Genomic DNA, 25,141 nt, shown 5'->3' with positions numbered 1-25,141 from the left:
GGCGAGTGTCCTGGTTAATTAGTTACAACATACTTTATATTAATGACTCTATACCAGGATGCAACACCGTGCAAACCCCGGTCAGCTAGCCGCGGGCAGGGAGATGTGGTGGTAGATCGGCCACTGTAGGCTAAAGCGCGCGCCGCCAAGCGGACTGCTGTCGCAGCTCGCGTGGCCGCCCATCGCGGTGGCGATGGAGTGAACAATCGCCAGACCTAAACCGCAACCCCCGGTGGCGCGATCGCGGCTGGGATCGAGGCGGACAAAAGGTTCGAAGACGCGTTCGCGCTCGTCAACGGCAATACCGGGGCCATCATCGTCCACCTGCAGGCAGGCCTGGCTGCCGTTGAGGGTGAGGCTCACCTGAATTTTCGTCTGGCTGTAGCGCATGGCGTTATTAATCAGGTTATCGAGCACGCGCTCCATCAGGCGCATATCGAGCGCGCCGTAGTCGCCTGGCGTCAGTTGAACCAGCGCGATTTCGCGCTGCGGGTTTACCGCCTGTACGTCTTCAACATGCGCGGCAATCCATCTGGGGAGGTTGGGCGTGGTGAGCGACAGTTCGGTTTGCGGCCGGTCGAGACGGGCATAGGTGAGCAGTTCCTCAATCAGCGCTTCGAGCTGCCCGATGTCCCGATTAAGCGCCTGTGATTCGGCCTCGGTGAGGTTCTCGCTCATTTCAAGCCGATAACGTAAACGCACCAGCGGCGTACGTAACTCGTGAGCAATGCCGTCGATCAGCTGCTTTTTGCTGGCGATCAGCGCGTTGATATTGTCGGCCATCTGATTAAAGGCGACACCCAGACGCTCGAAGCTCGACAGGCTGTCAAAGTGGATACGCTCTCCCAGATGCCCATCACCAAAGCGCTGGGCGGCATTTTCCAGGCGCAACATGTCCTGCCAGTGCGGCCGCATCCAGATAAACACCGGGAAGGCCAGTGAAATAGCGATAAATGCCATTAGCGCAATATCGAGTAGACGCATCTCGTGCATAAAATAGAGATAGGGGATGGGGCCGACGGCCAGCACGTAGTGGCTGCGCGGAATACGCTGAATAAACGTATATTCGTCGTCCAGCGCCACGATATCGCCTGCACGCAGGTGCTGCATGGCGTTATCGCCAAGCTGGAATTTGCTCAATGGTTCAATACGCAGGTCGAACGACAGATTCAAATCCAGCTCGTTGAGCGTTTTACTCCAGTTACGCGGGGGAATTTCGCGCAGCTCGCTGCGCATTAAATAGAGTGAGCTCTTCATCAGGTCATCAAGCGACTGACGACCCGCGCGTTCGGCGGTGAATTTATAGACCAGCCCGACCAGCATGGTCATGACCAGAAAGCAGACAAACAGCAGCAAATAGAACTGCACAAACAGCTTTTTCATTTAAAACCACCGAACGTTCAATATGTTAGCTAGTCAGCTCATCTTCTGGGCCAACTCGTTCCTGCCGATGCGCTGATTGAGAACGACGATATGAAGTCATCGAGCGCAGCGATCTGGGAGATTACACTGTCTGAACCCTTTCTGCATTCTCCTGGCCTATCTTGTTTGTGATAAAAGTTAGCCAGGGGCACGGGTGAAGGAGAACGGAAAGAGAGGGGGAAATACGTTTGAGTACGCCGGGACACGAAAATAAATTAAGACAGACGAGAAAATAGATTAACTCCTGCCAGTAGCGATAACGCCATCCAACATAACAAGCGATACTTCATGCTTGTTCAAATAACCCATTGTAATTGTGTGTTTATTTTTACAGGCAGAAAAGTGGTTTGTTTTTTGCGCTAACCTAAACTATTAAGTGTACAACAAATATCGAGAAGGTCTTTTTTTAATCAATAATAATAAAATAAATCATTCTAACTCATTGATTTAAATCATATAAAAAATAAATCAATTAATTGAATCCATAATGGCTGGGTAGCATATATTAATAACATGATGACTAAATTATAATTCTTTTACATCCGGTCAATAGTCGAGGTTAGAATGCGGTTAATTGTCATGCTGTTGAGCTTTATGGTCTCCACCCAGATCTGGGCGGGCGACCTTGCCAAACCTACCGGTAAAGTCATTTTAACCCTGTCCGGTAATATAGAAAATACAAACCGGGATGGGAAAGCCGTGCTGGATATCGCCAGTCTTGAGAAACTGGGCGTCGTCAGTTTCCAGACTACCTCTCCCTGGTATAATGGCCGCACTACTTTTACGGGTATTCCACTGCAAAAACTGATGGATTATGTCGGGGCGAAAGGTTCGGTTGTTAAAGTTACCGCGCTCAACGACTACACCACCATCATTCCGCTTAGCGATTTCAAAAAATACAATGTTATCCTTGCCTTAAAAATCAACGGAGAATATATGCCCATCCGTGATAAGGGGCCGCTATTCGTGGTGTATCCCTATGACAGCATCCCTGAACTGAATAATCAGGTCTATTATTCAAGATCGGCATGGCAAGTCAGCAGAATGGATATCGAGTAGGAGTTCAGCGGAACATCATGAACAGAATACTGGCTGGCATTATATTTTTTCTTTTTGTATCTACTGGATATATCTCTTTTCTTGTGCATGAAAGACAGCAAGAGCTACAAAAACTCACGCAATACACCGATTCATGGTCTGCCGCACAGATGGTATCAGAATATTATCGCTTTGAGTCGTGGCTCGGTCTTTACACCATTGATGACGCGATGACGCTCGATGATGTGCGTCTGCGCCTCGACATCATGCTCAGCCAGAGTGATTTAGTCAAAGAGGGAGATTTAGGCCATTATATAAACAGCAACAAAACGCACCATGCTCTGGCGATAAAGCTTGAAGAAACGCTTGATTATCTGGATGCTCATCTTGAGAGCATGAGTCGCCCGGAGCTACAAAAATATCTGAAAGTCATGCATACGTTGGATACCCCTCTTGGCCGCCTTTCATCCGGTGCATTAGACAAGGATGTCAATTCGATTAATAGTGCCAACCTCAAAATCAGAACGCTTTACTTTATTTATTCAGCCACTTCTGTGCTGCTGATAATAGTGAGTGCGATCCTCGGGATTCTCATATTTTATCAAAACAGGAATATCCTCAAGGCACACCTTCAGGTTAAGAATCTTGCCGACGAGTTGCAAAAATCAAAAGAGAAACTGCAGGTTCAGAATGTCAAGCTGGAGTATGACGCCTACCATGATTCTCTGACGGGGATGAACAACCGACATTTCTTCTGGGAAAAATTAAATCTCACCATTGCTCAGGCAGAAAAAAATGATGATTCTGTGACGGTGATGCTGTTTGATTTAGACCGGTTTAAAGAGGTAAATGATACCTACGGACACGATGTTGGCGATATCTTATTACAACAAATCTCCCAGCGTCTGGTCTCTATGAACCTTGATTCAGATACCTTTTATCGCTTAGGTGGCGATGAGTTTGCCTTTCTCGCGAGTGGTCTGACGGAGATGACTGCGGTTTCGCGAGCACAGAAAATATGCGCTGCTATTAACCAGCCCTATACTATCTATAACGCGATAATCAATATAACCACCTGTGTTGGTATTGCTATTTCAGATACTGAGCACCGCTCCGACTATCTCTATAAATTTGCCGATCTCGCGCTTTATGAAGCTAAAAATGAAGGCTCGAGTAAGATAAAAGTTTTCCGGCAGTGGATGCTAGAGAAGCTGCAGGAAAGCAGAACCCTCGAACATGATATGGCATTAGGGTTAGCGAATAACGAATTCGTCGTTTACTATCAGCCTATTGTCGATTCGTTCAGCAGTGAAATATACAGCTATGAAGCGCTTATTCGGTGGATCCACCCGCTGAAGGGACTCATGTCGCCGGATAGCTTTATTCCTGTGGCTGAAAAAACCGGCATGATTAACGAAATGGGAAAATCAGTGCTTGAGATGGCATGCCGGGAAGCGGCATCCTGGGTGGTGCCGGTGAAAATTTCGGTTAACGTTTCTCCTGTTCAGCTAAATAGCAAAGCCTTCGCCGGCATCGTCCTGGCGATTCTGAAAGAAACGGGGCTTCCTGCCGACCGTCTTGAACTGGAAGTGACGGAATCTTCTCTCTTTTCTGAGAGTAACACCCCGATGAATACCCTTAACAGGCTCAGAGCCCTGGGCGTGAAAATATCCATTGATGATTTTGGGACGGGATATTCTTCACTTTCGCGTCTGAGTCGAATTGCCTTTGATAAAATCAAAATTGATAAATCATTTGTGCATTCAATATCAATACAGGAAGACGCCCTTAATATCATTAAGCTTATCACCGGTATGGCGAAATCCCTCAATATGAAGGTTGTTGCGGAAGGGGTTGAAACCCGCGAACAACTGGAAAATCTTCAGGCGCTGGGCTGCGATTTCGCCCAGGGATATCTCTTCCGTCAACCTCAGCCTTATATCGATGGGGAAATCAAAAACGGTCCGCAGCATTCATAACCGATGGATGAGTCTGGCGCAGCCGCCGTATGGTAAAGTCATTGTTACTACCAGAACGATGACAGGTTTCTATGATGCAACAAATTGATTTTTTCATGGTTGATGCTTTCAGTTGTACTAATTTTTCTGGCAATGCTGCTGCGGTGTGTCCCCTTACAGAATGGTTGCCTGACGAGACGCTGTTGAAAATGGCTAAGCAGCATAATCAGTCAGAAACTGCATTCTTTGTCGGCAAAGAGAAGGGCTTTGAACTGCGCTGGTTTACTTCCCTGGGAGAAATCAACTTGTGCGGACATGCAACTCTTGCGGCCGCGCACGTCATTTTCGAACATCTTGATTACAAAGGCTCCGCTATCCATTTCGAAACTCGCTTTGTTGGTCCGTTGACCGTGACGCGCAGCGGTGATTGGCTGTCGCTGGATTTGCCGGCATGGAACACCCAGGCGGTAACGCCACCCCCTTTGCTGTTGGACGCCTTAGGTATCAACGCATACCAGGAAGTACGCGTCGCGCGCGATTATCTGGTCGTGTTAGATAATCAACGGCAGATAGCGGATCTACAGCCGGATATTAACGCCATGATCCCGCTGGATAAAATGGTTTGCGTCACCGCGCGCGGTGACGGGGAATATGATTTTGTCAGCCGTGTCTTCTGCCCTGGTGACGCGGTACCGGAAGATCCGGTGACCGGTTCTGCACATAGCATGTTGATTCCATACTGGGCGGATAAACTGCAAAAGACACAAATGCTGGCCCACCAGGGAGCAGAGCGCGGTGGCGAGTTGCGCTGCCGGCTTGAGGGGGACCGCGTCTACATTGGCGGGCAGGCAACGACTTATCTGATAGGTAAAGTGCTTCTGCGTCAGAGCGACCGCGCTGCAAACCCACGGGGTTGAAAAGGCAGCAATATCATCAGTGACAGAATGGTGAGCGGTACGGCCATTCGGAAAGAGGTACAGTGCAGTGCTACCTTAAAATCTGCGGGTTGTTCTCTGCGTTCGCTCGGCGTAATTTGTTTCATTTCGATACGTACGAATGAGGGTGTTATGCAGGCTTTATTGATTATCGACATGCAAGGTTTTGTTCCCGACCGCATTGAGCGAGGGATGAGTTATTTTCCTACCCGCAGTATCGACAATATGCGCACGGCAATCGGCGCATTTCGCGCAGCGGGTAAACCGATACTGCATGTTCGCCATCAAACCCTCGAGGCAGGTTCCCCGCTTCATCGTGATGGCGCCCATTTCCAACCTGTAGCCGGGTTTGAAGAGCAGGTGGGCGAGCCTGTATTTATAAAAACGACCTCATCGGCATTCAGTTCTACCGACCTTCACGGCTGGTTACAGCGCGCGCAGATTAGCGAGATCGCGGTGATTGGCGCAGTGGCGGGTTACTGCGTTAACTCCACGGTGCGCATGGGAGCGGACCTTGGGCTTTCTATAACGGTGATTCGCGATGCGGTGCTGAGCTTTCCGCTCGAGAGTGCGGAAATTAGCGCAGAAGACGTCTATCGCGTGACCCTGGGTTTGCTGGAAAACGGCTTTGCCAGAGGGATAAATACGGCTGAACTTCAGCTGAACAGTAACTGAATATAGATAATGCTGCCATTTGGCGTAAAATTCGCCAGGTGGCAGCATAAAATCGCTGTTTTTGATGACAGTGGTGCGCGCACTCTCGAGGGTTATATTTTTAATCTCAGCATAATATCCTGTTAGCTATTCCCAGGCATGCGGCGCGAACAGATAGCCTTTATTCCGCACGGTCTTAATACGGTATGGTTCGGTGGCGCTGTCCTGTAGCTTCTTACGCAGCCGTGAAATTGCCACGTCCACGCTGCGATCCATCCCATCGTAGCTGACGCCGCGCAGATTTTTCAGCAGCGCGTCGCGGTCCATAATTTGCCCCGCATGAGTCGCGAGCTCCCACAGCAAATCGAAATCGGCGGTGGAAAGGGCGATGCTTTCACCGCTCAACAGAACCTGACGGTTCACCGGGTCGATGACCAGCGTACCGAAGCGAATGGTTTTGTGCGGCGTCAAGGCAGGCTGCGCGGCGACCGTGTGACTCCCGTTACCCGGACTTTGTCGTAGGTGAAGACGCAGGCGCGCCAGCAGCACGGCGGGCGGGGTTGTTTTGAGAATATAGTCGTTCGCGCCCATTTCCAGTGACAGAATATGGTTCATATCGCTATCCAGCGAAGTGAGCAGTACGATAGGGCCCGCCCATTGACCGCGCAGATCGCGGCAAAGCGTCATGCCATCTTTACCCGGTAACATGATGTCCAGCAGCACCAGATCCGGATTTTCACGGGCAATCGTCGCTTCGGCATTATCGCCCCGCGGCTCGACCACCACATCCATATCATGCTTGCCCAGATAGGCGGCGATCAGCGCCCCGACATCCGGATCATCCTCAACATAAACGATCTTATTCATGACTCTACGCACTGGCTGACAAAACGGCTACGATACACCGCGCGCAGCTTTGCCGCCACAAAAAAGGCCGCAGAGATTCCCCCTGCGGCCTCGTTCGGGCGCATGCCGCCACTGCGGCGGAAATGACGCCCATGTCGCGATTATTTCCGACTACGCCAGTGACTCACTATCAGGCTGACCAATACGCCAGCGATGACGGGAGCGGCAAGATCGTGCCGCTTTAATTGCGAGCACGCGTCTGAATTTTCATTCATAAAGACAACCGCTTCCGCTATGCTGGAGCAACATGTTGTTTATTGGTGAATAATAAGATGGGGTTGTTAATTAAGGCGCTGCTTGGCGCGCTGGTTGTGGTGCTGATTGGCATTCTGGCAAAAACGAAAAACTACGCCATTGCAGGGCTGATTCCGCTTTTTCCCACTTTTGCGCTGATTGCGCACTATATCGTCGCCAGCGAGCGGGGTACCGAGGCGCTGCGGGCGACCATCGTTTTTGGGATGTGGTCGATTATTCCGTACTTTCTCTATCTGCTGTCGCTGTGGTATTTCACCGGCATGATGCGTCTGCCGCTGGCGTTAGCCGGCGCTGTGGCCTGTTGGGGCGTTAGCGCCTGGCTGTTAATTTTCCTGTGGGGCCGTTTTCACTAAGCGCTAGGCCAGAGGCCGCCCGCCGTCGACGGCGAAAGAGCGGCCGGTGACATAGCGGCTGCCAAAGAGATAATCGACAAGGTCGATTATCTCTTTCTCACCGCCGGCAATTTTCATCAGCGACTTATTCAGCGCTTTTTGCCGATACTCGGCGTCATCCCCTTCGTTAAACAGCACCAGCGCCGGAGCGATGGCGTTGACCTTCACCTCGGGCGCCAGCTTGCGGGCGAATGAGCGAGTCATATTGTCCAGTGCGGCCTTACTGGCGGCGTAGGCAATATGCTTATCGCTCCCGCGTTCCACCACATAATCCGTGAAATGAATAATATCGCTGGCGGCGTGCCCATGTCCGCGCAGCAGGTCTTCCAGCGCGTGGTTTAGCAAATAGGGGGCGTGCACGTGAATCTGCAGCATGGCGTTGAGCACCTGACTGAGCGGCGTGGTCGGGTTTTCCGCCTGCCAGCCGCTGGCGTTGTGGATGATGGCACGCAGGCTGGTACAGTGTGATTTCACCGCCTCGGCAAAGGCATTAATGCCCTCGTCGTGGGCGAAATCGGCCTGAATACAGACGGCTCCCGCTCGCTGCATCACATCAATCGCCGGATAGTGCGTACGATAGCTGAGGATAACCGGCTGTTGTTGGGTGAGAAAATGGTGGGCAAGGGCGAGGCCGATACGGCGGCCTCCACCGGTTATCAGTACGGGGTGTGATAGCATGTTTCCCATCGTTATCTCCATATGTATTCTGCGATGGGGCGACGCACGTTACCCCATTAGCATCCAGGTTGCCGGCACGGCGGCAACCAGAAGTAGGCCAATTAAGGCTAATTCGCGACGCTTGAGCAGGATATTATCTTCATGCGTGCGGCGCGCATAGATAAAGACTAACAGGCCCGGCGCATAGAGCACCACCGACAGCAGCAGGTGCATCGGGCCGGACGCATATAATAACCATAAGCCATAAATGCAGGCACCGACACCAATCACTTTATGCAGTGGACGGCGCGCTACTTTCAGCAGAAACGCGCCGACCAGGAAGTAAGGCACGAGGATCATCTCGGAAGCGATAGTCAGCAGCGTGTTGTAGTCTGAACCGGTCAGCCAGATCAGCACCAGGCTCGCCTGCACGCTGAGGTTAGTGAGCCACAGTGAGGCGGCTGGGGCGTTATTCGCATTCTGCCGGGCGAAGATGCGCGGAAACGCCTTATGCGTGGCGGCCAGCAGCGGCACTTCCGCCGCCATAATCGTCCAGCTCAGGTAAGCCCCGCAAACGGAGACAATCAGCCCGGCGGCAATCACGATTTCCCCCCAGGACCCCATCATACGCACCATCAGGCCCGCCATTGATGGATTGCGCATCTCTGCCAGTTCTGGGCGGGCAACGACGCCCATCGACAGCAGCGTGACCAGCAGATAAACCCCCAGCGCGGAAATCACCGCCAGCAGCGTCGCGCGCCCAACATCCTTTTTATTACGGGCGCGAGCTGATACCACCACCGCGCCTTCCACGCCAATAAACACCCAAAGCGTAATCAGCATGGTATTTTTCACCTGTTCCCACACCGGCACGCCAAGGTCGATGCCGTGGAAATCCAGGGTAAAGGTTTCGCTTTTAAAAGCGATCGCCGCCAGCACGATAAACAGCCCCAGCGGTACCAGCTTGGCCAGCGTCGCGGCCAGGTTGATGCTGGCAGCCGTTTGTACGCCGCGCAGAACCAGAAAATGAACCACCCAGAGCAGCACTGAAGCCCCGACAATGGATTGCCAGGTATTACCGTCGCCAAACAGGCGCAGTTCCGGCGTATCGGTAAAGAAACTGAGGGCGGAGAAAACAATCACCAGATAGGAGACGTTCGCAATGACCGCACACAGCCAGTAGCCCCATGCGGAACAAAAGCCGATCAGCTCACCGAAGCCTTCGCGAGCGTAGGTAAAGATCCCACCGTCAAGATCCGGACGGATGCGGGTCAGTACCAGCATGGCGATGGCAAGGAACAGAATCCCCACGCCGGTGATAGCCCAGCCAATCAGCAGAGCGGCGGGGCTGGCGACCTCGGCCATGTTTTGCGGCAGACTAAATACGCCCGCACCGAGCATTGAGCTCAGAACCAGAGCCGTCAGGGCGCTAAGCCCTAATTTCTTTTCCATGAGAATCCTGTCGTGGAAGGCAAAGAACAAGAATATTTATTTGGCGAAATCGCATAAACATGGAGGATTGCGCTGAGGCGGCGATTTTACGGAGAGCGATGCATACATGCAACAATGTATAAAAGAAATGAATAAAAAAAGGCGGCTTACGCCGCCTTTTGCTGTTGCTTACTTGTACAGGTCGGCGCTGATCGTGACGTTGCCGCCGCGTTCCTGCCATTCACGGGTAATGTGATAGTACTTCGCGCCTTTCTTCGCGGCGCGTTTTGCGACCTGGTAAGAGACTTCAGTCATGTTACCGTAGTTACCGGTGAACTTGATGCTGTCGAACGGAATCATCTGCGCCGCAGTGATTTTGTTCAGCTCTTCAACTTTGGTACCGTCCGGAAGCGTGACACTGTAACGCCCGCCTTTTGTTGTCTGTGTTTCGAAGAAACGACCTACGCCGGTGCCCGCGCCGACGGCGGCGGTTGTTGCCACGCCCGGGATCTCAACCTGTTTCGCCGCTTCGCCGCCTTCCGCCAGCAGCTTACGCCCGGCGTCAGAATCTGCCGGAATGGCATCCGGGCTCTGCAACACGCGTTTTTCCGCATCGGCTTTATAGATGTAGGCGGTAATACGCTGGTTACCGCCGTCGTTCGCATCCACCTGACGGACGATAAAGAAGGAGGCTGCGCCTTTGGCTTTGGCGGCCTTGGTAATGGCGTCGTTCACTTCCGGCTGGCTGCGATAGAAGCCCTGAACGGTGACGGTGTCATAAGGCACCAGCGCAACGGCCTGGTCTTTCGGCAGCTCCATCACACCGTTGATGATACGGTTTTTCGGTGCGTCGGCTTTCGGCGCATCTTCTTTATAAAGGTCGGCCGTGACGCGCCAGTTGCCGCTGTTACCGTAGTCAGAGGTATCGACAACATAGAAAGAGGCTGCGCCTTCTTTGTCCGCTTTACGGGACATGGCGTTGACCGCATCGCCAATGGCGGTATAGCGACCGGTGATCACCACGCGGTCATAGGGCTTCAGTGCGGACGCTTGCTCCGGGGTCAGCTCGGTGGCTGCATGAGCGGACATTGCCGCGGCAGACAGCATGGCGGACACGAGGAGGGTGTTCTTAAGCTTCATAAAAATAATCCTTCGCCTTGCGCAAACCAAATTCGGGTCATGTTGTTAACGGGAAAACGTCTGATTATGGCATTGAAATGACGCTACTGTCTGCGTCATTTTTAACTTCAGATGCGAACCCGGTGACGGTTTTGGATAACTTTTCCTGATATGTTGAAAAAACGGGCGCTTGACCAGAAAAAGCGGTCAACCATATGACTTTTTTAAGTTAATGGAATGTTAATCGCACCGTCTCGCCCGCGAAAAATCATGTTTTCCCACGGAGAAGAAGCGAATTATGAGGCTCGCTACTCAAATCGGGGCAAATATCGCTGTTTGTAGCCGCTGGAACTCCTTATTTGGCATTTAATGCAAAAATAGTGTTTTCCGGCGCTAGATCACAATCGGTATTTTCAGTAGGTTATAGTCAGTTTGTTACTGTTTTATTTATTCAGGTTGTTCGCCTGTTAGGTCACTTACGGGTTACCCGCAACAAACTGACAAAACGGCAAACCATCAAATAAGAACCGATATAAGGGAATAGTTATGCGTATTGGTGTACCAAAAGAAAGGTGGGCCCAGGAAACGCGAGTCGCAGCAACGCCGAAAACGGTTGAGCAGCTGCTGAAGCTCGGTTTTAGCGTGGCCATTGAAAGTGGTGCAGGAAAACTCGCCAGTTTTGATGACGAAGCATTTGTGCAGGCTGGTGCTGAGATCGTCTCTGGTGATGATATCTGGCAATCCGACGTTATCCTCAAGGTTAACGCGCCGCTGGATGAAGAGATTGCGCTGCTGAACCCGGGCACGACGCTGATTAGCTTTATCTGGCCGGCGCAAAATGCCGAGCTGATGGCAAAATTGGCTGAGCGCAACATTAACGTCATGGCAATGGACTCCGTGCCGCGTATTTCCCGCGCCCAGTCGCTGGATGCGTTAAGTTCGATGGCAAACATTGCCGGTTATCGCGCTATCGTCGAAGCGGCTCACGAGTTTGGTCGTTTCTTTACCGGCCAAATCACCGCGGCGGGCAAAGTCCCACCGGCGAAAGTGATGGTGATTGGCGCGGGCGTAGCGGGTCTTGCCGCTATCGGCGCGGCCAACAGCCTTGGCGCGATTGTGCGTGCGTTCGACACCCGCCCGGAAGTGAAAGAGCAGGTGCAGAGCATGGGCGCCGAATTCCTCGAGCTGGACTTCAAAGAAGAAGCCGGCAGTGGAGACGGTTATGCCAAAGTGATGTCTGAGGCGTTTATCGCCGCCGAAATGGCCCTGTTTGCCGCGCAGGCAAAAGAGGTCGACATCATTGTTACCACCGCGTTGATTCCGGGCAAACCGGCGCCGAAGCTGATCACCCGTGAAATGGTGGATTCCATGACCCCGGGCAGCGTGATCGTCGATCTGGCCGCGCAAAACGGCGGTAACTGCGAATACACCGTACCGAATGAAATTTTCGTCACGGCAAACGGCGTGAAGGTGATCGGCTATACCGATCTGGCCGGACGCCTGCCGACCCAGTCTTCTCAGCTATACGGTACCAACCTGGTAAACCTGCTGAAGCTGCTGTGTAAAGAGAAAGACGGCAACATTACCATCGATTTTGATGACGTTGTGGTGCGCGGCGTGACCGTCATCCGTGAAGGCGAAGTCACCTGGCCGGCCCCGCCGATTCAGGTTTCTGCACAGCCGCAGGCGGCGCAGAAAGCCGCGCCAGCGCCAAAAGAACCGGAAAAACCGGCGTCACCGTGGCGTAAATATGCGCTGATCGCACTGGCCATCATTCTGTTTGGCTGGCTGGCGAGCGTTGCGCCGAAAGAGTTCCTCGGCCACTTTACCGTTTTCGCGCTCTCCTGCGTGGTGGGTTACTACGTGGTGTGGAACGTGTCGCATGCGCTGCACACGCCGCTGATGTCGGTCACGAATGCTATCTCGGGCATTATCGTGGTTGGCGCACTCCTGCAGATTGGCCATGGAGGCTGGGTAAGTTTCCTGAGTTTTATCGCGGTACTGATCGCCAGCATTAATATTTTTGGTGGTTTCACCGTCACTCAGCGCATGCTGAAAATGTTCCGCAAAGGATAAGGGGTAACAAATGTCTGGAGGATTAGTTACAGCTGCATACATTGTTGCCGCAATCCTGTTTATTTTCAGTCTCGCCGGGCTTTCCAAACACGAAACGTCGCAGCAGGGCAACTACTACGGCATCGCCGGTATGGCGATTGCCCTGATCGCAACCATCTTCGGGCCGGATACCAGCAACGTAGCGTGGATCCTGCTGGCGATGATTATCGGTGGGGCGATTGGTATTCGCCTGGCGAAGAAAGTGGAAATGACCGAGATGCCGGAGCTGGTGGCGGTGCTGCACAGCTTCGTCGGTCTGGCCGCGGTGCTGGTGGGCTTCAACAGCTACCTGCAGCATGAAACCGGCATGGAACAAATTTTGGTCAATATTCACCTGACTGAAGTGTTCCTCGGTATCTTTATCGGTGCGGTCACCTTTACCGGTTCCATCGTGGCGTTCGGCAAGCTGTGCGGCAAGATGTCTTCGAAGCCGTTGATGCTGCCAAATCGTCACAAGCTTAACCTGGCGGCGCTGGTGGTTTCTTTCCTGCTGATGGTGGCATTCGTGCGTACCGATAGCGTGGGCACGCAGGTGCTGTGTCTGCTGGTGATGACCGTTATCGCGCTGGCCTTTGGCTGGCATCTGGTGGCGTCTATCGGCGGGGCAGATATGCCGGTAGTCGTCTCCATGCTGAACTCCTACTCCGGTTGGGCGGCGGCGGCGGCGGGCTTTATGCTCAGCAACGACCTGCTGATCGTTACCGGTGCGCTGGTAGGTTCTTCCGGTGCCATTCTGTCTTACATCATGTGTAAGGCGATGAACCGTTCGTTCATTAGCGTGATTGCCGGTGGTTTTGGTACCGACGGTTCCTCTACCGGTAGCGAAGAAGAAGTGGGCGAACACCGTGAAATTAACGCCGAAGAAACCGCCGAAATGCTGAAAAATTCCCACTCGGTGATCATCACCCCAGGGTACGGTATGGCGGTGGCGCAGGCGCAGTATCCGGTGGCGGAAATTACTGAGAAACTGCGCGCGCGCGGTATCAAGGTACGCTTTGGTATCCACCCGGTTGCCGGGCGTCTGCCGGGCCACATGAACGTGCTGTTGGCGGAGGCGAAGGTGCCTTACGACATCGTGCTGGAGATGGATGAAATTAACGACGATTTCGCCGACACCGATACCGTACTGGTTATCGGCGCGAACGACACCGTTAACCCAGCTGCTCAGGACGATCCGAAGAGCCCGATTGCCGGCATGCCGGTTCTGGAAGTCTGGAAGGCGCAGAACGTTATCGTTTTCAAACGTTCTATGAATACCGGTTACGCCGGGGTACAGAACCCGCTGTTCTTTAAAGAAAACACGCAGATGCTGTTCGGCGACGCAAAAGCCAGCGTGGACGCCATTCTGAAAGCTCTGTAATTACAGCGCGAAAAATTAAGGCCGCCGTCTTTGTGAGAGATGGCGGCCTTTTATTTGATTTATGATTGCTTTTGGTCAAAAAGTGCGCAGGGAAAGGTGTTATAATGTTCTATGTCGTCTAAACCAACAGAGGAACTTATGGATACCTTGTTTACGCCTGCACAACTGGCCATCGAATATCTTCGTCGCGAAACCACCTCTTTAACCCCTGCACAGTACCTGAAACGCTTAAAACAGCTTGAGCTGGAATTTGCCGACCTGATGGCGCTTTCTAGTATCGAACTGAAAGAAGAGATCGACTTTGCCTGGCGACTAGGGCTCCATTGATAGATTCTTGCGAACCTGGCCGCGTAATATAACGCCGGGATAATAACCGCAAGAGATAAAAAAACCGGCCATTGACCGGTTTTTTCGTCACTTAACACTGCTTAATCGTCTTCTTCGTCGTCCATTTCGACCGGCGTCTGGTAGTCGTTCGGCTTAATGGCGAGCAGGTCGCAGCGCAGGTGGTCAATAACCTGTTCGGCCGTGTTGCCGAGGAAGGCCGCAGAGATACCGGTTCGTCCGATAGTGCCCAGTACTACGATACCGGCGTCAAGATGCGCCGCCAGATCCGGAATCACCTCTTCAGGCAACCCTTTCTCTACGTGGGTGAACTTCTCGTCGATGCTAAATTTCTGGCGCAGCGATTTCATTGCCAGCAGGTGCTGACCGCGAATCGCATCGTTGTAGACGCTAGGGTCAAAATCAGGCAATTCAATGGCGATATTGATCGGCGTGACCGGATAAGCGCCAACCAGATGCACTTCGGTATGGTTGACCTGTTCGGCCAGTTCGATGGTCTCTTTGATCAGCTTCTCATTCAGCGCATTATGGTACGCTTCTTCGCTGGCAAGGTTGACCGCGACGAGCGCCTTACCGCCTTCCGGCCACGGCTGGTCTTTCACCATCCATACCGGGCATGGGCATTTGCGCAGCAGGTGCCAGTCAGTTGGGGTGAAGATAACCGATTCCAGCTTGTCGTGCTGGTGAGCCATTTTCAGCAACAAATCGTGACCGCCGCTGATGACTTCCTGGATGATGGCTTCAAACGGGCGGTTATGCCACACCACTTTAATTTCGAGGGGAACGCCGGCTTCCAGGTAGTATTTCGCCTGCTCGCGGATCCATGCGGTTCGCTGGCTAATCACGCCCTGGCGCATTGCGGTGCGCTCATCAGGAGACAAAAGGGTGGTCATTTCATAGGAAAAGTCATAGATCGGCAAAAAGGCTTTAATGCGGCCGCCAATCCGTTGATGAAGATACACAGCGCGTCGCAGCGCAGGCTGGTCGTCCTGGTTCGGATCGATCGCCACGAGCATATTTTGATATCTGGCCATACAGGGTCTCCTTACAGCTGTAACCACAGTTTGTAAGTAAAAGATAACTCATATAGTGGGATTGAAACAGGGGAGAACCTTCGCAAGATCAATAAACAGGATAAATAAACTTTCCTTAAGCCTGGTGAATTAACCTGTCGTCCCCGATGGCTCGGGGCATTTGGCGAAATTCAAAAATTCAGATTTATTGCGTAGGTTATTTTTCTCACAATGATATAAATTTCTAATGTCTGCCTGTACATAAGGAAATCATCATGTCTCAACGATATAGATTCTCAACGGTGCTCGCCGCGGCGCTTGCATTGGCACTGGGAGCGACGTCGGCTATTGCCGACCCCGGTAACGGGCATGGTAAAGGTAACGGGAATCATGGCAACAGCAACAAAGGCAACAGCCAGCAGTGGGATAAAGACCAGCATAACGATCATCGTTCTTCGTCGCGTAAGAACTATGGCAAACCCGATCACGTTGACCGTGATATCAGCTACGCAACGGCCAGACAGCTTGCCGTTAGCTACGGCCTGACCGGTTACAAATCTTTGCCGCCGGGCATTGCAAAAAATCTGGCGCGGGGCAAACCGCTGCCACCGGGTATCGCTAAAAAAACGGTCCCCGGGTCGATGCTCAATCAACTGCCTTATTACCCCGGCTATGAATGGCAGGTTATCGGCGATAACCTTGTGCTTATTGCCTTAAGTACAGCGATCGTCACGTCGGTGATTAACGGCGTGTTTGATTAGAGAGATGACATAAAAAACCCCGGCAAGCCGGGGTTTTTTTATTGTAGAACGAAACAGCGGTCAGGCGACGTTACGACTATGGCCCGCCAGCACTGCCAGCGCATCGCTGTTTTCAATGGTGATGTATTTACCTTTCACGGCCAGCATACCGCTTTTCTGGAAACGACCCAGCAGTCGGCTGATAGTTTCCACCGTCAGGCCCAGATAGTTACCGATATCGCCACGGGTCATGGTGAGACGGAACTCACGCGGCGAGAAACCACGCTGGGCGAAGCGGCGCGACAGGTTATAGATAAATGCAGCCAGGCGCTCTTCAGCGTTTTTCTTCGACAGCAGCAGGATCATGTCCTGATCGCCTTTGATCTCACCGCTCATGAGACGCATCATCTGCTGACGCAGATTGGGCATTTTACCGGAGAGATCGTCAAGAGTCTCAAACGGGATTTCGCACACCATGGAGGTTTCCAGCGCCTGAGCAAAGCTCGGGTGATGACCGGTGCCAATAGCGTCGAAACCAACTAAATCGCCGGCCAGATGGAAACCGGTGATTTGCTCGTCGCCTTGCTCGGTAATGGTGTAACTCTTAATGGTACCGGAACGGATCGCATAAAGAGACTTCAGTTCATCGCCGGCTTTGAATAACGTTTGCCCTTTCTGGATGGGCTTTTTGCGCTCGATAATATTATCCAGCTGATCAAGCTCATGCTCATTAAGAGTGAACGGTATGCAAAGCTGGCTGATGCTGCAATCCTGACAATGGATCGCGCAACCGCCAGACTGAATGCGTCGTATAATTCTCTTTTCCGGGATCATAGGTTTGCTCAAGCCGTAATTGATATTGGTCAATTTTAACATCTTTTTGGTGAGCAGGTAAGTCTCGACGCGCGTATTCACCCAAGATTAAAATGGGATAGCAAAGAATGAGATATATCTCATTGATATGTAGTGCAAATTTTCAGGCGCGTTGATGTGTAAAAGCGCCTGTTCCAGTCGTAAAGGGCACAGAAAATCAAAGCAGCAGATAGCCTTCATGCCGTAGAAGCCACTCTTTACGCTGTACGCCACCGGCATAACCGGTCATGGTGCCATTGCGACCGATCACGCGATGGCAGGGGACGACGATACTCACCGGGTTAGCGCCATTGGCGGCGCCGACTGCGCGGGCGGCCCCTGGACGACCGAGCCGATCGGCTAACTGCCCGTAGTGCATCACCTGGCCGCAGGGTATGGTGCGCAGGGTTTGCCAGACTTCGCGCTGAAATGGGGTACCGGCGGTGGCCGTAGGCAGTGTCTCAATCACCGCCAGATCGCCGTCAAAATAGTTCGTTAACTGCTGACTGAGTCCACCAGGGTTGCGCGACGTGACGCGAGTATAGCCTTCAGCACGGTAGTGGATATCCAACAGTTGCTCCATACGGTCGCTGTGTTCTTCCCACTCAACGGCGCGCAAATGAAAGTTTTCATCGCACAGAATCCACAGAGGGCCGAGCGGCGTGGCAATTTTATCTTCAAGTAACGTCAGCATGCGCACTCTCTATATATGTCCAGGCAAATTATTCCTGTTCGACACCATAGCATGTGAACGGCGGCTGACTCTATACCTCCGATGTATAACCATGCAAACAAGGAGGTTTATTTATAATCAACAGTAAAGTACGGTTAAATCGAATAATAATCGGATGAGGGTTCCACGGAAATATAACCCAGTAAACGCAGAGTAAAAGGTATCTCATTGAAGGAAAAGCAAAGAAAAATATGAAGAATGATGCAGAATAAAAATCGGGGTCTGTCGACATCGCCAGACCCCGCAGCAACCACACAGGTGTGTCCGTACCGTTTCCCACATTTTGCTCCGCGCAGCGGGTATTACTATTTATAACGGGTCTGAGCTTATTTTCCAGACAATTCTTGGTGATTTATTTCACGTATTATAAACAGGAATCGATAATTAATTGTGGATTTATATTATTTAAGTTTTGGTTAAATAATAAGCTCAGGGAATTGATTGCCGCTTCGTATATTTTACATGCCAATAGTTTTGGCTGAAAGGGAAAAGCGTTGAGCCAGCGCGACCGCGCGGCTATAGTATCCGCCTGTGGTAATAAGGGAGGAATTCTCATGAATCTTGACGACAAATCGCTGTTTCTTGACGCCATGGAGGATGTCCAGCCGCTGAAGCGCCACAGCGACGTTCATTGGCAGCCCGTCCGCAACGCCCGAACCCGCCAGCAGGTGGATACACTGCAGCTCGATAATTTTCTCACCACCGGTTTTCTCGACATTGTCCCGCTTGCCACCCCGCTGGAGTTTAAGCGTGAAGGGCTACAAATCGGCGTTCTGGATAAACTGCGGCAGGGGAAATACAGCCAGCAGGCCAGCCTGGATCTGCGTCAGCAGACCGTTGAACAGTGCCGTCAGAGTCTGTTTGCTTTTATTCTGCAGGCTGAGCATGACAATCTACGCAACATCCTGATTATTCATGGTAAAGGCAAAGAGGACGGCTCGCATGCCAATATTATTCGCAGCTATCTTGCCCGCTGGTTAACCGAATTCGATGACGTTCAGGCATTCTGTAGCGCGCTACCGCATCATGGCGGCAGCGGCGCATGTTACGTCGCGCTGCGTAAATCGGCGGCGGCGAAACAGGAAAACTGGGAGCGTCACGCTAAACGCAGCCGCTAGCGCAGCAAAAGCGTCAGCTCTGATGCGGCTTTTTGCAGTTCGGGCAACACGCGATCCAGCAATTCAGCCGCGGATACCTGTCCGGCATGAACACCGACGTTCAGCGCCGCCTCAACCTGGCCCTGTGAATTAAACAGCGGCACCGCCAACGAACGCAGCCCCATCTCCAGCTCCTGATCGTTTAACGCATACCCCTGTTGACGTACCGCCTTCAGCTCGCTGCGTAGCTTACTGACGGACGAAATCGTCTGCGGGGTATAGCGGATCATGGTGATGCGAGCCAGCATATCGTTGAGCTTTTCTTCCGGCTGGTAGCTCAACAGCACGCGCCCCATTGAGGTTGACCACGCCGGTAGACGGCTGCCGATATCGAGATCTATGGTCATGATGCGCGAGCTGGAAGCGCGGGCGATATAGAGAATATCGTCGCCGTCCAGAGTAGCGATTGAGCACGACTCATTAAGCATATCGCTCAAATGTTTTAGCACCGGCTGCGCAGAACGGGCCAGCGGCGTTGAGGCTAACCATGCGTGTCCCAGCGACAAAATGCGCGGGCGTAGCTGAAAGTTCTTACCATCCTCGGCGTAGACAAAACCCAGTTTACCAAGCGTATAGAGGCAGCGGCGTACCGCAGCGCGAGGGATGCCCGTCTTCTGGCTGATTTGCGAAATCGACAGCAGCCGGCGCTGCGGAGTGAAGGCCTGAATCACCTCCAGCCCGCGCGCCAGCGAGGCCATAAAATTAGGGTCCCCTTTAAACGGGTCGCTATCGCCCGTCATAATATCGTCTGGATGTTTCTCCATTTTTCTCTCCGTTTATGCCGCCGATCACATTCTTAGCCTAAACATACACGATGTTCGATTATCGCACCATATTTCGATTATCGCCCTTGACCGGCATCGTTAAGCAGGTCACATTTTGTGCGAACAACGAATATTAGTGCGATAACCGCACAACGAGGAGCAACCTGATGATTGATAAAAGTGTGCCGACGCTGGCGGATGCCGTCGCGGGTATCCACGATGGGGCGACCATTATGATCGGCGGCTTTGGGCCCGCCGGGCAGCCGACGCTGCTGATTGATGCGTTGATTGAACAGGGCGCACGTGACCTGACCATTATCAATAACAACGCCGGAAACGGCGAAATCGGCCTCGCGGCGCTGCTGAAGGCCGGGCGCGTACGCAAAATGATCTGCTCATTCCCACGCCAGGTCGACTCACAAATTTTCGATGACCTGTATCGCCGCGGCAAAGTGGAGCTGGAACTGGTCCCGCAGGGGAACCTGGCCGCTCGCATTCAGGCTGCGGGCGCAGGTCTTGGCGCCATTTTTACCCCAACGGGCTACGGCACGCCGCTGTCGGAAGGCAAAGAAACTCGCGAAATTGACGGCCGCCACTATGTGCTGGAATACCCGATTAGCGCTGACTTTGCGCTGATTAAAGCTCATCAGGCCGACCGTTGGGGTAACCTGGTCTACCGCAAAGCCGCGCGTAACTTTGGCCCAATCATGGCCACGGCGGCGAAAACCACCATTGTAGAAGTTGCCAGCATGGTTGCGCTCGGCGAACTGGACCCGGAAAACGTCGTCACGCCAGGCATTTTCGTGCAGCGCGTGTTCGCGCAGGAATCTTTCACCGCCAAGGCGCAGCGAGCTTAAGGAGCCCAAAATGCAAAAACTCTCTCGTGATGATATGGCAAAGCGCGTGGCGCAGGATATTCCGGAAGGCGCCTATGTGAATCTGGGAATTGGTCTGCCTACTCGTATCGCCAACTATCTGCCGTCTGACAAAGAGGTCTTTTTACACAGCGAAAACGGACTGCTGGGTATGGGACCGAAACCGGCACCCGGTGAAGAAGATCCGGAGCTGATTAACGCCGGCAAAGAGTACGTGACTCTGCTGCAGGGCGGCTGTTATTTCCACCACGGTGACTCCTTCGCCATGATGCGCGGCGGCCATCTGGATATTTGCGTGCTGGGTGCCTATCAGGTTTCTGCCGCTGGCGACCTCGCTAACTGGAGCACTGGCGCACCGGACGCGATCCCCGCCGTCGGCGGGGCGATGGATCTGGCGGTCGGCGCACGCCAGGTGTTCGTGATGATGGATCACCTGACGCGCGACGGAGAGTGTAAGTTAGTGGAGCACTGTACTTATCCGTTAACCGGCGTGGGCTGCGTCAGCCGCATTTATACCGATCTTGCCGTGATTGACATCACCACCAACGGCCCGGTGGTGCGCGAAATCTTCAACGGCATCTCTTTTGATGAATTACAGCGTATTACCCCCGTTGCCCTGACTTACGACGCGGTCGCGGAAAGCGCCTAAGGAATGATGATGAATCAAGCATTTATCTGCGACGCGGTACGCACACCGTTCGGTCGTTTTGGTGGTACTCTGGCGAGCGTACGCGCTGACGATTTGGCCGCTCTGCCGCTGAAGGCGCTAATGGAGCGCAATCGTGGGCTGGATCCCTCTCGTATTGACGATGTGATTTATGGCTGCGCCAATCAGGCTGGGGAAGATAACCGCAACGTCGCGCGTATGGCGTTACTGTTGGCCGGGTTGCCGGAGACGGTACCGGGTAGCACCATCAACCGTCTTTGCGGCTCCAGCCTTGATGCCATCGGCGTGGCGGCGCGGGCGATTAAAAGTGGTGAAACGCAGTTGATGATTGCGGGCGGCGTAGAGAGCATGTCGCGTGCGCCGTTCGTGATGGGTAAAGCCGAAAGCGCGTTCAGCCGTACCATGAAAATGGAAGACACGACCATCGGCTGGCGTTTTATTAACGCGCAAATGAAGGCACTGTACGGTGTGGATTCCATGCCGGAGACGGCGGAAAACGTGGCGACCGATTTTGCCATTTCCCGTGCCGACCAGGATGCTTTTGCGCTGCGTAGCCAGCAGCGTACCGCACAGGCGCAGGCCAATGGCGCGTTTAATGACGAGCTGATCCCGGTGTGGATCCCGCAGCGCAAAGGCGAAGCCCTGTGTTTTGCCCAGGATGAACATCCACGCAGCACTTCGCTTGAGGCGTTGGCGAAACTGAAAGGCGTAGTGCGTCCGGATGCAACCGTCACCGCAGGCAATGCGTCCGGGGTGAACGATGGCGCCTGTGCGCTGTTGTTAGCCAGCGAACAGGCGATGGCGCAGAATGATTTGCAGCCGCTGGCTCGCGTCGTCGGGGTCGCAACCGCCGGCGTCGCGCCGCGCATTATGGGGTTTGGACCGGCACCGGCCGTACGAAAAGTTCTGGCACAAACGGGACTGACGCTGGCGCAAATGGACGTTATCGAGTTGAATGAAGCTTTCGCCGCTCAGGCGCTGGCCGTGCTGCGCGATTTAGGTCTACCGGATGATGCCGCGCACGTTAACCCGCACGGTGGGGCGATTGCGCTGGGGCATCCGCTGGGCGCCTCCGGTGGACGGCTGGCGATGACCGCTGCCTACCAGTTACGTCGTACAGGTGGGCGGTATGCGCTATGTACGATGTGTATCGGCGTCGGCCAGGGGATCGCGCTGATTATTGAACGCGTATAAGGAGCTGGAATGAGTTTGTTGACCCCGCTATTGCGTACCCAGGCGCTGACGGATTTTTTCAGCGACCAGCAAACGGTGCAGGGGATGCTGGATTTCGAGGCGGCGCTCGCGACCGCACAGGCGCAGTGTCGGGTGATACCCGATGCTGCGGTTGCGCCGATTGTCGAAGCCTGTCAGGCGCAGTCTCTGGATTTACCTGCGCTGGCGAGGGCGGCAGCCGATGCCGGTAATCTGGCGATTCCGCTGGTTAAACAACTGACGCAGCGCGTGAAAGCGCACGATCCTGAAGCCGCGCGCTACGTCCACTGGGGGGCGACCAGCCAGGACGCCATTGATACCGGGCTGATTTTACAGCTGCGCAAGGCGCTTGATGAGACGCAAGTCCGCCTTCGACGCCTCACCCAGGTGCTGGCTGAACAAATTAATCGGTATCAGCACTCGCTGATGCCGGGCCGCACCTGGATGCAGCACGCGCTGCCCATCACCTTTGGTCTGAAGCTGGCCGGTACGCTCGATGCGCTATTGCGCTGGCAAGAGCGACTGGATGAACTGCGCCCGCGGGTGCTGGCGCTACAGTTTGGCGGCGCGGCGGGGACGCTGGCCTCGCTGAAAGACAAGGGGCCAGAGGTCGCAGAACGGCTGGCCGATACGCTCAATCTCTCGCTCGCTGACACCCCCTGGCACAGCCAGCGTGACCGCATCATTGAAGTCGCGAGCTGGTTTGCCGGGCTCTGCGGCACGTTGGGTAAATTTGCCAATGATTTCGCACTGCTGATGCAAACCGAAGTGGCGGAGGTGAGCGAACCTATTGCCGAAGGCCGGGGCGGATCGTCCGCCATGCCGCATAAGCGTAATCCGGTCAGCTGTGCGGCCATTCTCGCCGCCGTACAGCGTATCCCTGGGCTGATGGCGACGCTGTACGGCGCGCAAATTCAGCAGCATGAGCGCGCGCTAGGGGGCTGGCAGGCCGAGTGGGAAACGCTGCCAGAGTTGGTGATGTTGGCTGGCGGCGTGCTGGAAAACAGTGAATTTCTGCTGCGCGGTATGCAGGTCAATGAGGCGAAAATGCGCGCCAATCTGGATATCACCCATGGTCTGATTATGGCCGAATCCGTTACTCAGGCGCTGGCGGCCTTTATTGGCAAAGCCGACGCTCATCATCAGGTAGAAAAAATCTGTCATCGGGCCATTGCGCTGGATTGCCCGTTACAAGCGCTGCTGGAAAAAGATCCGCTGGTAAGCCAGCATTTTTCTTCCGCGCAACTCACGCAACTGCTGGACCCAGCGACCGCACTCGGCAGTACCGACCACTTTGTGCGCCAGGTTCTGGCGCGCTATCAGGAGCAGGGAAATGAATATCCATTATTGCCTTGAAGGACCAGAAACGGCACCGGTACTGGTGCTCTCCAACTCGCTAGGTACGACTCACGCTATGTGGGATGCGCAGATGCCCGCGCTGACCGAACATTTCCGCGTGCTGCGTTACGATACCCACGGGCACGGACAAACGACAAAACGCGGGAAGGTGACGTTGTCACAACTCGGTGAAGACGTGATTACACTGCTCGATCATCTGAATATCCCGCGCGCTTTCTTCTGCGGTATTTCGATGGGGGGCTTGACCGGTCTCTGGCTCGCTCGCTTCGCGCCGGAACGCTTTACTGCCGTTGCGGTGGCGAATACGGCGGCGAAGATCGGCGAGCAGGCCAACTGGCTGTCGCGTGCGCGCACCGTGCGAACCGAAGGCATGGGCGTGGTGGCGGCCGGGTCGGCGGATCGTTGGTTTACCCCTCAGTTTCGTCAACATCAGCCCGCGGTGGTTGAGCAGCTGTGCCATCAACTGGCGACTTCCGATGCGGAAGGTTACGCCGAATGCTGCGAGGCGTTGGCGGCGGCCGATTTACGAGGTGAAGTCGCGGCTATCAACGTACCGTTGCTGATTATTGCCGGTGAGCACGACCCGGTGACCACGGTGGCCGATGCCGATTATTTACATCAGCAAATTAACGGTTCTTTCCAGGTGGATTTAGCCGCGTCGCATTTATCAAACGTCGAAGCCAGCGAAGAGTTTACCGCGGCGTTGATCGCATTTTTACGGAGGGACGATGGAAGATAATCAACGTTATCAGCAGGGTATGGCGGTGCGCCGGAAGGTGCTTGGTGATGCCCACGTTGACCGGACGCTGCAAAAACTCACGCCGCTGAACGAAGAGTTTCAGGATTTCATTACCCGTTACGCCTGGGGGGAAACCTGGACCCGTCCGGGGCTGGACCACCATACCCGCAGTATGATCACTATCGCCATGCTGATTGCGCTCAATCGCGAAGCGGAACTGAAAATGCATCTGCGCGCGGCGTTCAACAACGGCGTGACCCGCGACGAGCTGAAAGAGCTGATCATGCATTCGGCGTTGTATTGCGGTCTGCCGGCGGCAAATGCCACGATGCATCTGGCACAGCAGGTTTTTGATGAAATGGATGCGCCGCAATCACGATAATTTCAACTTATGTTGAAATTTATAACTTTGTTGAATTAATAAAAAGACGGTGCTATCGTTA

25 protein-coding genes and 1 pseudogene are annotated in these 25,141 nt (G+C 53.6%); 16 read left to right on the top strand and 10 right to left on the bottom strand.

The features are described 5' to 3' along the window. Window positions 1-81 precede the first annotated feature (81 nt). Entirely contained in the window at window positions 82-1,383 is a 1,302-nt protein-coding gene (gene rstB / locus ABTW00_RS12195) for a two-component system sensor histidine kinase RstB (RefSeq protein WP_433635834.1), read from the bottom strand. Window positions 1,384-1,986: 603 nt separating this feature from the next. Between rstB and ABTW00_RS12190 the strand changes: the two genes are divergently transcribed. The 4 genes from ABTW00_RS12190 to ABTW00_RS12175 all read left to right on the top strand — a co-directional run bounded on the left by ABTW00_RS12190 (window position 1,987) and on the right by ABTW00_RS12175 (window position 6,028). Continuing rightward, window positions 1,987-2,481, top strand: a complete 495-nt coding sequence (locus ABTW00_RS12190; RefSeq protein ID WP_064545638.1) for a molybdopterin-dependent oxidoreductase — start codon at window positions 1,987-1,989, stop codon at window positions 2,479-2,481. A 17-nt stretch (window positions 2,482-2,498) separates the two neighbouring features. Continuing rightward, complete coding sequence (locus tag ABTW00_RS12185; protein WP_433641028.1) at window positions 2,499-4,439, top strand: putative bifunctional diguanylate cyclase/phosphodiesterase; 1,941 nt, start codon at window positions 2,499-2,501, stop codon at window positions 4,437-4,439. Window positions 4,440-4,513: 74 nt separating this feature from the next. Beyond that, the gene (locus tag ABTW00_RS12180) at window positions 4,514-5,335 is read left to right on the top strand and encodes a PhzF family phenazine biosynthesis protein (protein WP_433641026.1); all 822 of its coding nucleotides are present in this window, start codon (window positions 4,514-4,516) and stop codon (window positions 5,333-5,335) included. Window positions 5,336-5,485: 150 nt separating this feature from the next. After that, window positions 5,486-6,028 (top strand): isochorismatase family protein, encoded by a 543-nt coding sequence (locus ABTW00_RS12175; RefSeq protein WP_433635832.1) that lies wholly within the window; start codon window positions 5,486-5,488, stop codon window positions 6,026-6,028. A gap of 126 nt (window positions 6,029-6,154) precedes the next feature. Here the strand turns inward: ABTW00_RS12175 and rstA are convergent, their stop codons facing one another. Together rstA and ABTW00_RS12165 are read right to left on the bottom strand one after the other, a co-directional pair. Next, entirely contained in the window at window positions 6,155-6,874 is a 720-nt protein-coding gene (gene rstA / locus ABTW00_RS12170) for a two-component system response regulator RstA (protein WP_064545632.1), read from the bottom strand. A gap of 140 nt (window positions 6,875-7,014) precedes the next feature. Continuing rightward, window positions 7,015-7,089 (bottom strand): annotated as a pseudogene (locus tag ABTW00_RS12165) (type I toxin-antitoxin system toxin Ldr family protein); the annotation flags it as partial. Between the two features lie 96 nt (window positions 7,090-7,185). On the opposite strand from ABTW00_RS12165, the gene ABTW00_RS12160 reads away from it, so the two are divergent. Beyond that, entirely contained in the window at window positions 7,186-7,521 is a 336-nt protein-coding gene (locus tag ABTW00_RS12160; RefSeq protein ID WP_064545630.1) for a GlpM family protein, read from the top strand. A 3-nt stretch (window positions 7,522-7,524) separates the two neighbouring features. Here the strand turns inward: ABTW00_RS12160 and folM are convergent, their stop codons facing one another. The 3 genes from folM to ydgH all read right to left on the bottom strand — a co-directional run bounded on the left by folM (window position 7,525) and on the right by ydgH (window position 10,788). After that, the gene (folM, locus tag ABTW00_RS12155; protein ID WP_433635831.1) at window positions 7,525-8,247 is read right to left on the bottom strand and encodes a dihydromonapterin reductase; all 723 of its coding nucleotides are present in this window, start codon (window positions 8,245-8,247) and stop codon (window positions 7,525-7,527) included. Window positions 8,248-8,286: 39 nt separating this feature from the next. Next, complete coding sequence (locus ABTW00_RS12150; RefSeq protein WP_223802561.1) at window positions 8,287-9,669, bottom strand: amino acid permease; 1,383 nt, start codon at window positions 9,667-9,669, stop codon at window positions 8,287-8,289. 168 nt (window positions 9,670-9,837) lie between these two features. Continuing rightward, window positions 9,838-10,788, bottom strand: coding sequence for a DUF1471 family protein YdgH (ydgH, locus tag ABTW00_RS12145; protein WP_065356948.1), 951 nt, complete (start codon window positions 10,786-10,788; stop codon window positions 9,838-9,840). A gap of 525 nt (window positions 10,789-11,313) precedes the next feature. Between ydgH and pntA the strand changes: the two genes are divergently transcribed. The 3 genes from pntA (at window position 11,314) to ABTW00_RS12130 (ending at window position 14,569) form a co-directional block, all read left to right on the top strand. Then, complete coding sequence (gene pntA / locus ABTW00_RS12140) at window positions 11,314-12,843, top strand: Re/Si-specific NAD(P)(+) transhydrogenase subunit alpha (protein ID WP_064545620.1); 1,530 nt, start codon at window positions 11,314-11,316, stop codon at window positions 12,841-12,843. 10 nt (window positions 12,844-12,853) lie between these two features. Then, window positions 12,854-14,242 carry a Re/Si-specific NAD(P)(+) transhydrogenase subunit beta gene (gene pntB / locus ABTW00_RS12135; protein WP_064545617.1) on the top strand — a complete coding sequence of 463 codons (1,389 nt, stop codon included), beginning with the start codon at window positions 12,854-12,856 and terminating at the stop codon, window positions 14,240-14,242. Window positions 14,243-14,380: 138 nt separating this feature from the next. Beyond that, window positions 14,381-14,569 (top strand): YdiH family protein, encoded by a 189-nt coding sequence (locus tag ABTW00_RS12130; RefSeq protein WP_064545615.1) that lies wholly within the window; start codon window positions 14,381-14,383, stop codon window positions 14,567-14,569. Window positions 14,570-14,670: 101 nt separating this feature from the next. Here the strand turns inward: ABTW00_RS12130 and uspE are convergent, their stop codons facing one another. Continuing rightward, window positions 14,671-15,621 carry a universal stress protein UspE gene (gene uspE, locus ABTW00_RS12125; RefSeq protein ID WP_433635830.1) on the bottom strand — a complete coding sequence of 317 codons (951 nt, stop codon included), beginning with the start codon at window positions 15,619-15,621 and terminating at the stop codon, window positions 14,671-14,673. A 254-nt stretch (window positions 15,622-15,875) separates the two neighbouring features. Between uspE and ABTW00_RS12120 the strand changes: the two genes are divergently transcribed. Continuing rightward, the gene (locus ABTW00_RS12120; RefSeq protein WP_064545612.1) at window positions 15,876-16,361 is read left to right on the top strand and encodes an anti-virulence regulator CigR family protein; all 486 of its coding nucleotides are present in this window, start codon (window positions 15,876-15,878) and stop codon (window positions 16,359-16,361) included. Between the two features lie 60 nt (window positions 16,362-16,421). On the opposite strand, the gene fnr is transcribed toward ABTW00_RS12120, so the two are convergent. Both fnr and ogt read right to left on the bottom strand, forming a co-directional pair. Next, window positions 16,422-17,174 carry a fumarate/nitrate reduction transcriptional regulator Fnr gene (gene fnr / locus ABTW00_RS12115; RefSeq protein ID WP_122983151.1) on the bottom strand — a complete coding sequence of 251 codons (753 nt, stop codon included), beginning with the start codon at window positions 17,172-17,174 and terminating at the stop codon, window positions 16,422-16,424. 196 nt (window positions 17,175-17,370) lie between these two features. Continuing rightward, window positions 17,371-17,886: a methylated-DNA--[protein]-cysteine S-methyltransferase gene (gene ogt, locus ABTW00_RS12110; protein ID WP_064545610.1), complete on the bottom strand. Its 516-nt coding sequence runs from the start codon at window positions 17,884-17,886 to the stop codon at window positions 17,371-17,373. A gap of 593 nt (window positions 17,887-18,479) precedes the next feature. Between ogt and smrA the strand changes: the two genes are divergently transcribed. After that, the gene (smrA, locus tag ABTW00_RS12105; RefSeq protein ID WP_064545608.1) at window positions 18,480-19,043 is read left to right on the top strand and encodes a DNA endonuclease SmrA; all 564 of its coding nucleotides are present in this window, start codon (window positions 18,480-18,482) and stop codon (window positions 19,041-19,043) included. Here smrA and ABTW00_RS12100 read toward each other — a convergent pair. After that, a complete protein-coding gene (locus tag ABTW00_RS12100) occupies window positions 19,040-19,846 on the bottom strand; it encodes an IclR family transcriptional regulator domain-containing protein (RefSeq protein ID WP_433635829.1) in 807 nt (268 codons plus the stop codon). The two genes, smrA and ABTW00_RS12100, sit on opposite strands and share 4 nt — an antisense overlap. Window positions 19,847-20,013: 167 nt before the next feature. Here ABTW00_RS12100 and ABTW00_RS12095 point away from each other — a divergent pair, with 167 nt between their 5' ends. Genes ABTW00_RS12095 through pcaC form a run of 6 tightly spaced genes read left to right on the top strand, consistent with a single transcriptional unit; the run spans window position 20,014 to window position 25,080 of the window. Next, window positions 20,014-20,703: a 3-oxoacid CoA-transferase subunit A gene (locus tag ABTW00_RS12095; RefSeq protein WP_065356951.1), complete on the top strand. Its 690-nt coding sequence runs from the start codon at window positions 20,014-20,016 to the stop codon at window positions 20,701-20,703. A 10-nt stretch (window positions 20,704-20,713) separates the two neighbouring features. Continuing rightward, window positions 20,714-21,370 (top strand): 3-oxoacid CoA-transferase subunit B, encoded by a 657-nt coding sequence (locus ABTW00_RS12090; RefSeq protein WP_433635827.1) that lies wholly within the window; start codon window positions 20,714-20,716, stop codon window positions 21,368-21,370. 9 nt (window positions 21,371-21,379) lie between these two features. After that, on the top strand, window positions 21,380-22,582 hold the full coding sequence (gene pcaF, locus ABTW00_RS12085) for a 3-oxoadipyl-CoA thiolase (RefSeq protein ID WP_065356953.1): 1,203 nt from the start codon (window positions 21,380-21,382) through the stop codon (window positions 22,580-22,582). A 9-nt stretch (window positions 22,583-22,591) separates the two neighbouring features. After that, the gene (locus ABTW00_RS12080; protein ID WP_433635825.1) at window positions 22,592-23,956 is read left to right on the top strand and encodes a 3-carboxy-cis,cis-muconate cycloisomerase; all 1,365 of its coding nucleotides are present in this window, start codon (window positions 22,592-22,594) and stop codon (window positions 23,954-23,956) included. Continuing rightward, window positions 23,934-24,698, top strand: a complete 765-nt coding sequence (pcaD, locus tag ABTW00_RS12075) for a 3-oxoadipate enol-lactonase (RefSeq protein ID WP_065356955.1) — start codon at window positions 23,934-23,936, stop codon at window positions 24,696-24,698. Before ABTW00_RS12080 ends, pcaD begins: the two co-directional genes overlap by 23 nt. Next, a complete protein-coding gene (gene pcaC, locus ABTW00_RS12070) occupies window positions 24,688-25,080 on the top strand; it encodes a 4-carboxymuconolactone decarboxylase (protein ID WP_065356956.1) in 393 nt (130 codons plus the stop codon). Before pcaD ends, pcaC begins: the two co-directional genes overlap by 11 nt. Window positions 25,081-25,141 lie beyond the last annotated feature (61 nt).

This window comes from Kluyvera georgiana, assembly GCF_050990895.1.
Lineage (GTDB): Bacteria > Pseudomonadota > Gammaproteobacteria > Enterobacterales > Enterobacteriaceae > Kluyvera > Kluyvera georgiana.
Note: the sequence above shows the minus strand (reverse complement) of the source record. Positions and strands in the feature narration are given on the sequence as shown.

Excerpts from the sequence above, each read along its gene's own strand:
- rstB (WP_433635834.1), bottom strand. The coding sequence starts at position 1,383 with ATGAAAAAGCTGTTTGTGCAGTTCTATTTGCTGCTGTTTGTCTGCTTT.
- ABTW00_RS12190 (WP_064545638.1), top strand. The coding sequence starts at position 1,987 with ATGCGGTTAATTGTCATGCTGTTGAGCTTTATGGTCTCCACCCAGATC.
- ABTW00_RS12185 (WP_433641028.1), top strand. The coding sequence starts at position 2,499 with ATGAACAGAATACTGGCTGGCATTATATTTTTTCTTTTTGTATCTACT.
- ABTW00_RS12180 (WP_433641026.1), top strand. The coding sequence starts at position 4,514 with ATGCAACAAATTGATTTTTTCATGGTTGATGCTTTCAGTTGTACTAAT.
- ABTW00_RS12175 (WP_433635832.1), top strand. The coding sequence starts at position 5,486 with ATGCAGGCTTTATTGATTATCGACATGCAAGGTTTTGTTCCCGACCGC.
- rstA (WP_064545632.1), bottom strand. The coding sequence starts at position 6,874 with ATGAATAAGATCGTTTATGTTGAGGATGATCCGGATGTCGGGGCGCTG.
- ABTW00_RS12160 (WP_064545630.1), top strand. The coding sequence starts at position 7,186 with ATGGGGTTGTTAATTAAGGCGCTGCTTGGCGCGCTGGTTGTGGTGCTG.
- folM (WP_433635831.1), bottom strand. The coding sequence starts at position 8,247 with ATGGGAAACATGCTATCACACCCCGTACTGATAACCGGTGGAGGCCGC.
- ABTW00_RS12150 (WP_223802561.1), bottom strand. The coding sequence starts at position 9,669 with ATGGAAAAGAAATTAGGGCTTAGCGCCCTGACGGCTCTGGTTCTGAGC.
- ydgH (WP_065356948.1), bottom strand. The coding sequence starts at position 10,788 with ATGAAGCTTAAGAACACCCTCCTCGTGTCCGCCATGCTGTCTGCCGCG.
- pntA (WP_064545620.1), top strand. The coding sequence starts at position 11,314 with ATGCGTATTGGTGTACCAAAAGAAAGGTGGGCCCAGGAAACGCGAGTC.
- pntB (WP_064545617.1), top strand. The coding sequence starts at position 12,854 with ATGTCTGGAGGATTAGTTACAGCTGCATACATTGTTGCCGCAATCCTG.
- ABTW00_RS12130 (WP_064545615.1), top strand. The coding sequence starts at position 14,381 with ATGGATACCTTGTTTACGCCTGCACAACTGGCCATCGAATATCTTCGT.
- uspE (WP_433635830.1), bottom strand. The coding sequence starts at position 15,621 with ATGGCCAGATATCAAAATATGCTCGTGGCGATCGATCCGAACCAGGAC.
- ABTW00_RS12120 (WP_064545612.1), top strand. The coding sequence starts at position 15,876 with ATGTCTCAACGATATAGATTCTCAACGGTGCTCGCCGCGGCGCTTGCA.
- fnr (WP_122983151.1), bottom strand. The coding sequence starts at position 17,174 with ATGATCCCGGAAAAGAGAATTATACGACGCATTCAGTCTGGCGGTTGC.
- ogt (WP_064545610.1), bottom strand. The coding sequence starts at position 17,886 with ATGCTGACGTTACTTGAAGATAAAATTGCCACGCCGCTCGGCCCTCTG.
- smrA (WP_064545608.1), top strand. The coding sequence starts at position 18,480 with ATGAATCTTGACGACAAATCGCTGTTTCTTGACGCCATGGAGGATGTC.
- ABTW00_RS12100 (WP_433635829.1), bottom strand. The coding sequence starts at position 19,846 with ATGGAGAAACATCCAGACGATATTATGACGGGCGATAGCGACCCGTTT.
- ABTW00_RS12095 (WP_065356951.1), top strand. The coding sequence starts at position 20,014 with ATGATTGATAAAAGTGTGCCGACGCTGGCGGATGCCGTCGCGGGTATC.
- ABTW00_RS12090 (WP_433635827.1), top strand. The coding sequence starts at position 20,714 with ATGCAAAAACTCTCTCGTGATGATATGGCAAAGCGCGTGGCGCAGGAT.
- pcaF (WP_065356953.1), top strand. The coding sequence starts at position 21,380 with ATGAATCAAGCATTTATCTGCGACGCGGTACGCACACCGTTCGGTCGT.
- ABTW00_RS12080 (WP_433635825.1), top strand. The coding sequence starts at position 22,592 with ATGAGTTTGTTGACCCCGCTATTGCGTACCCAGGCGCTGACGGATTTT.
- pcaD (WP_065356955.1), top strand. The coding sequence starts at position 23,934 with ATGAATATCCATTATTGCCTTGAAGGACCAGAAACGGCACCGGTACTG.
- pcaC (WP_065356956.1), top strand. The coding sequence starts at position 24,688 with ATGGAAGATAATCAACGTTATCAGCAGGGTATGGCGGTGCGCCGGAAG.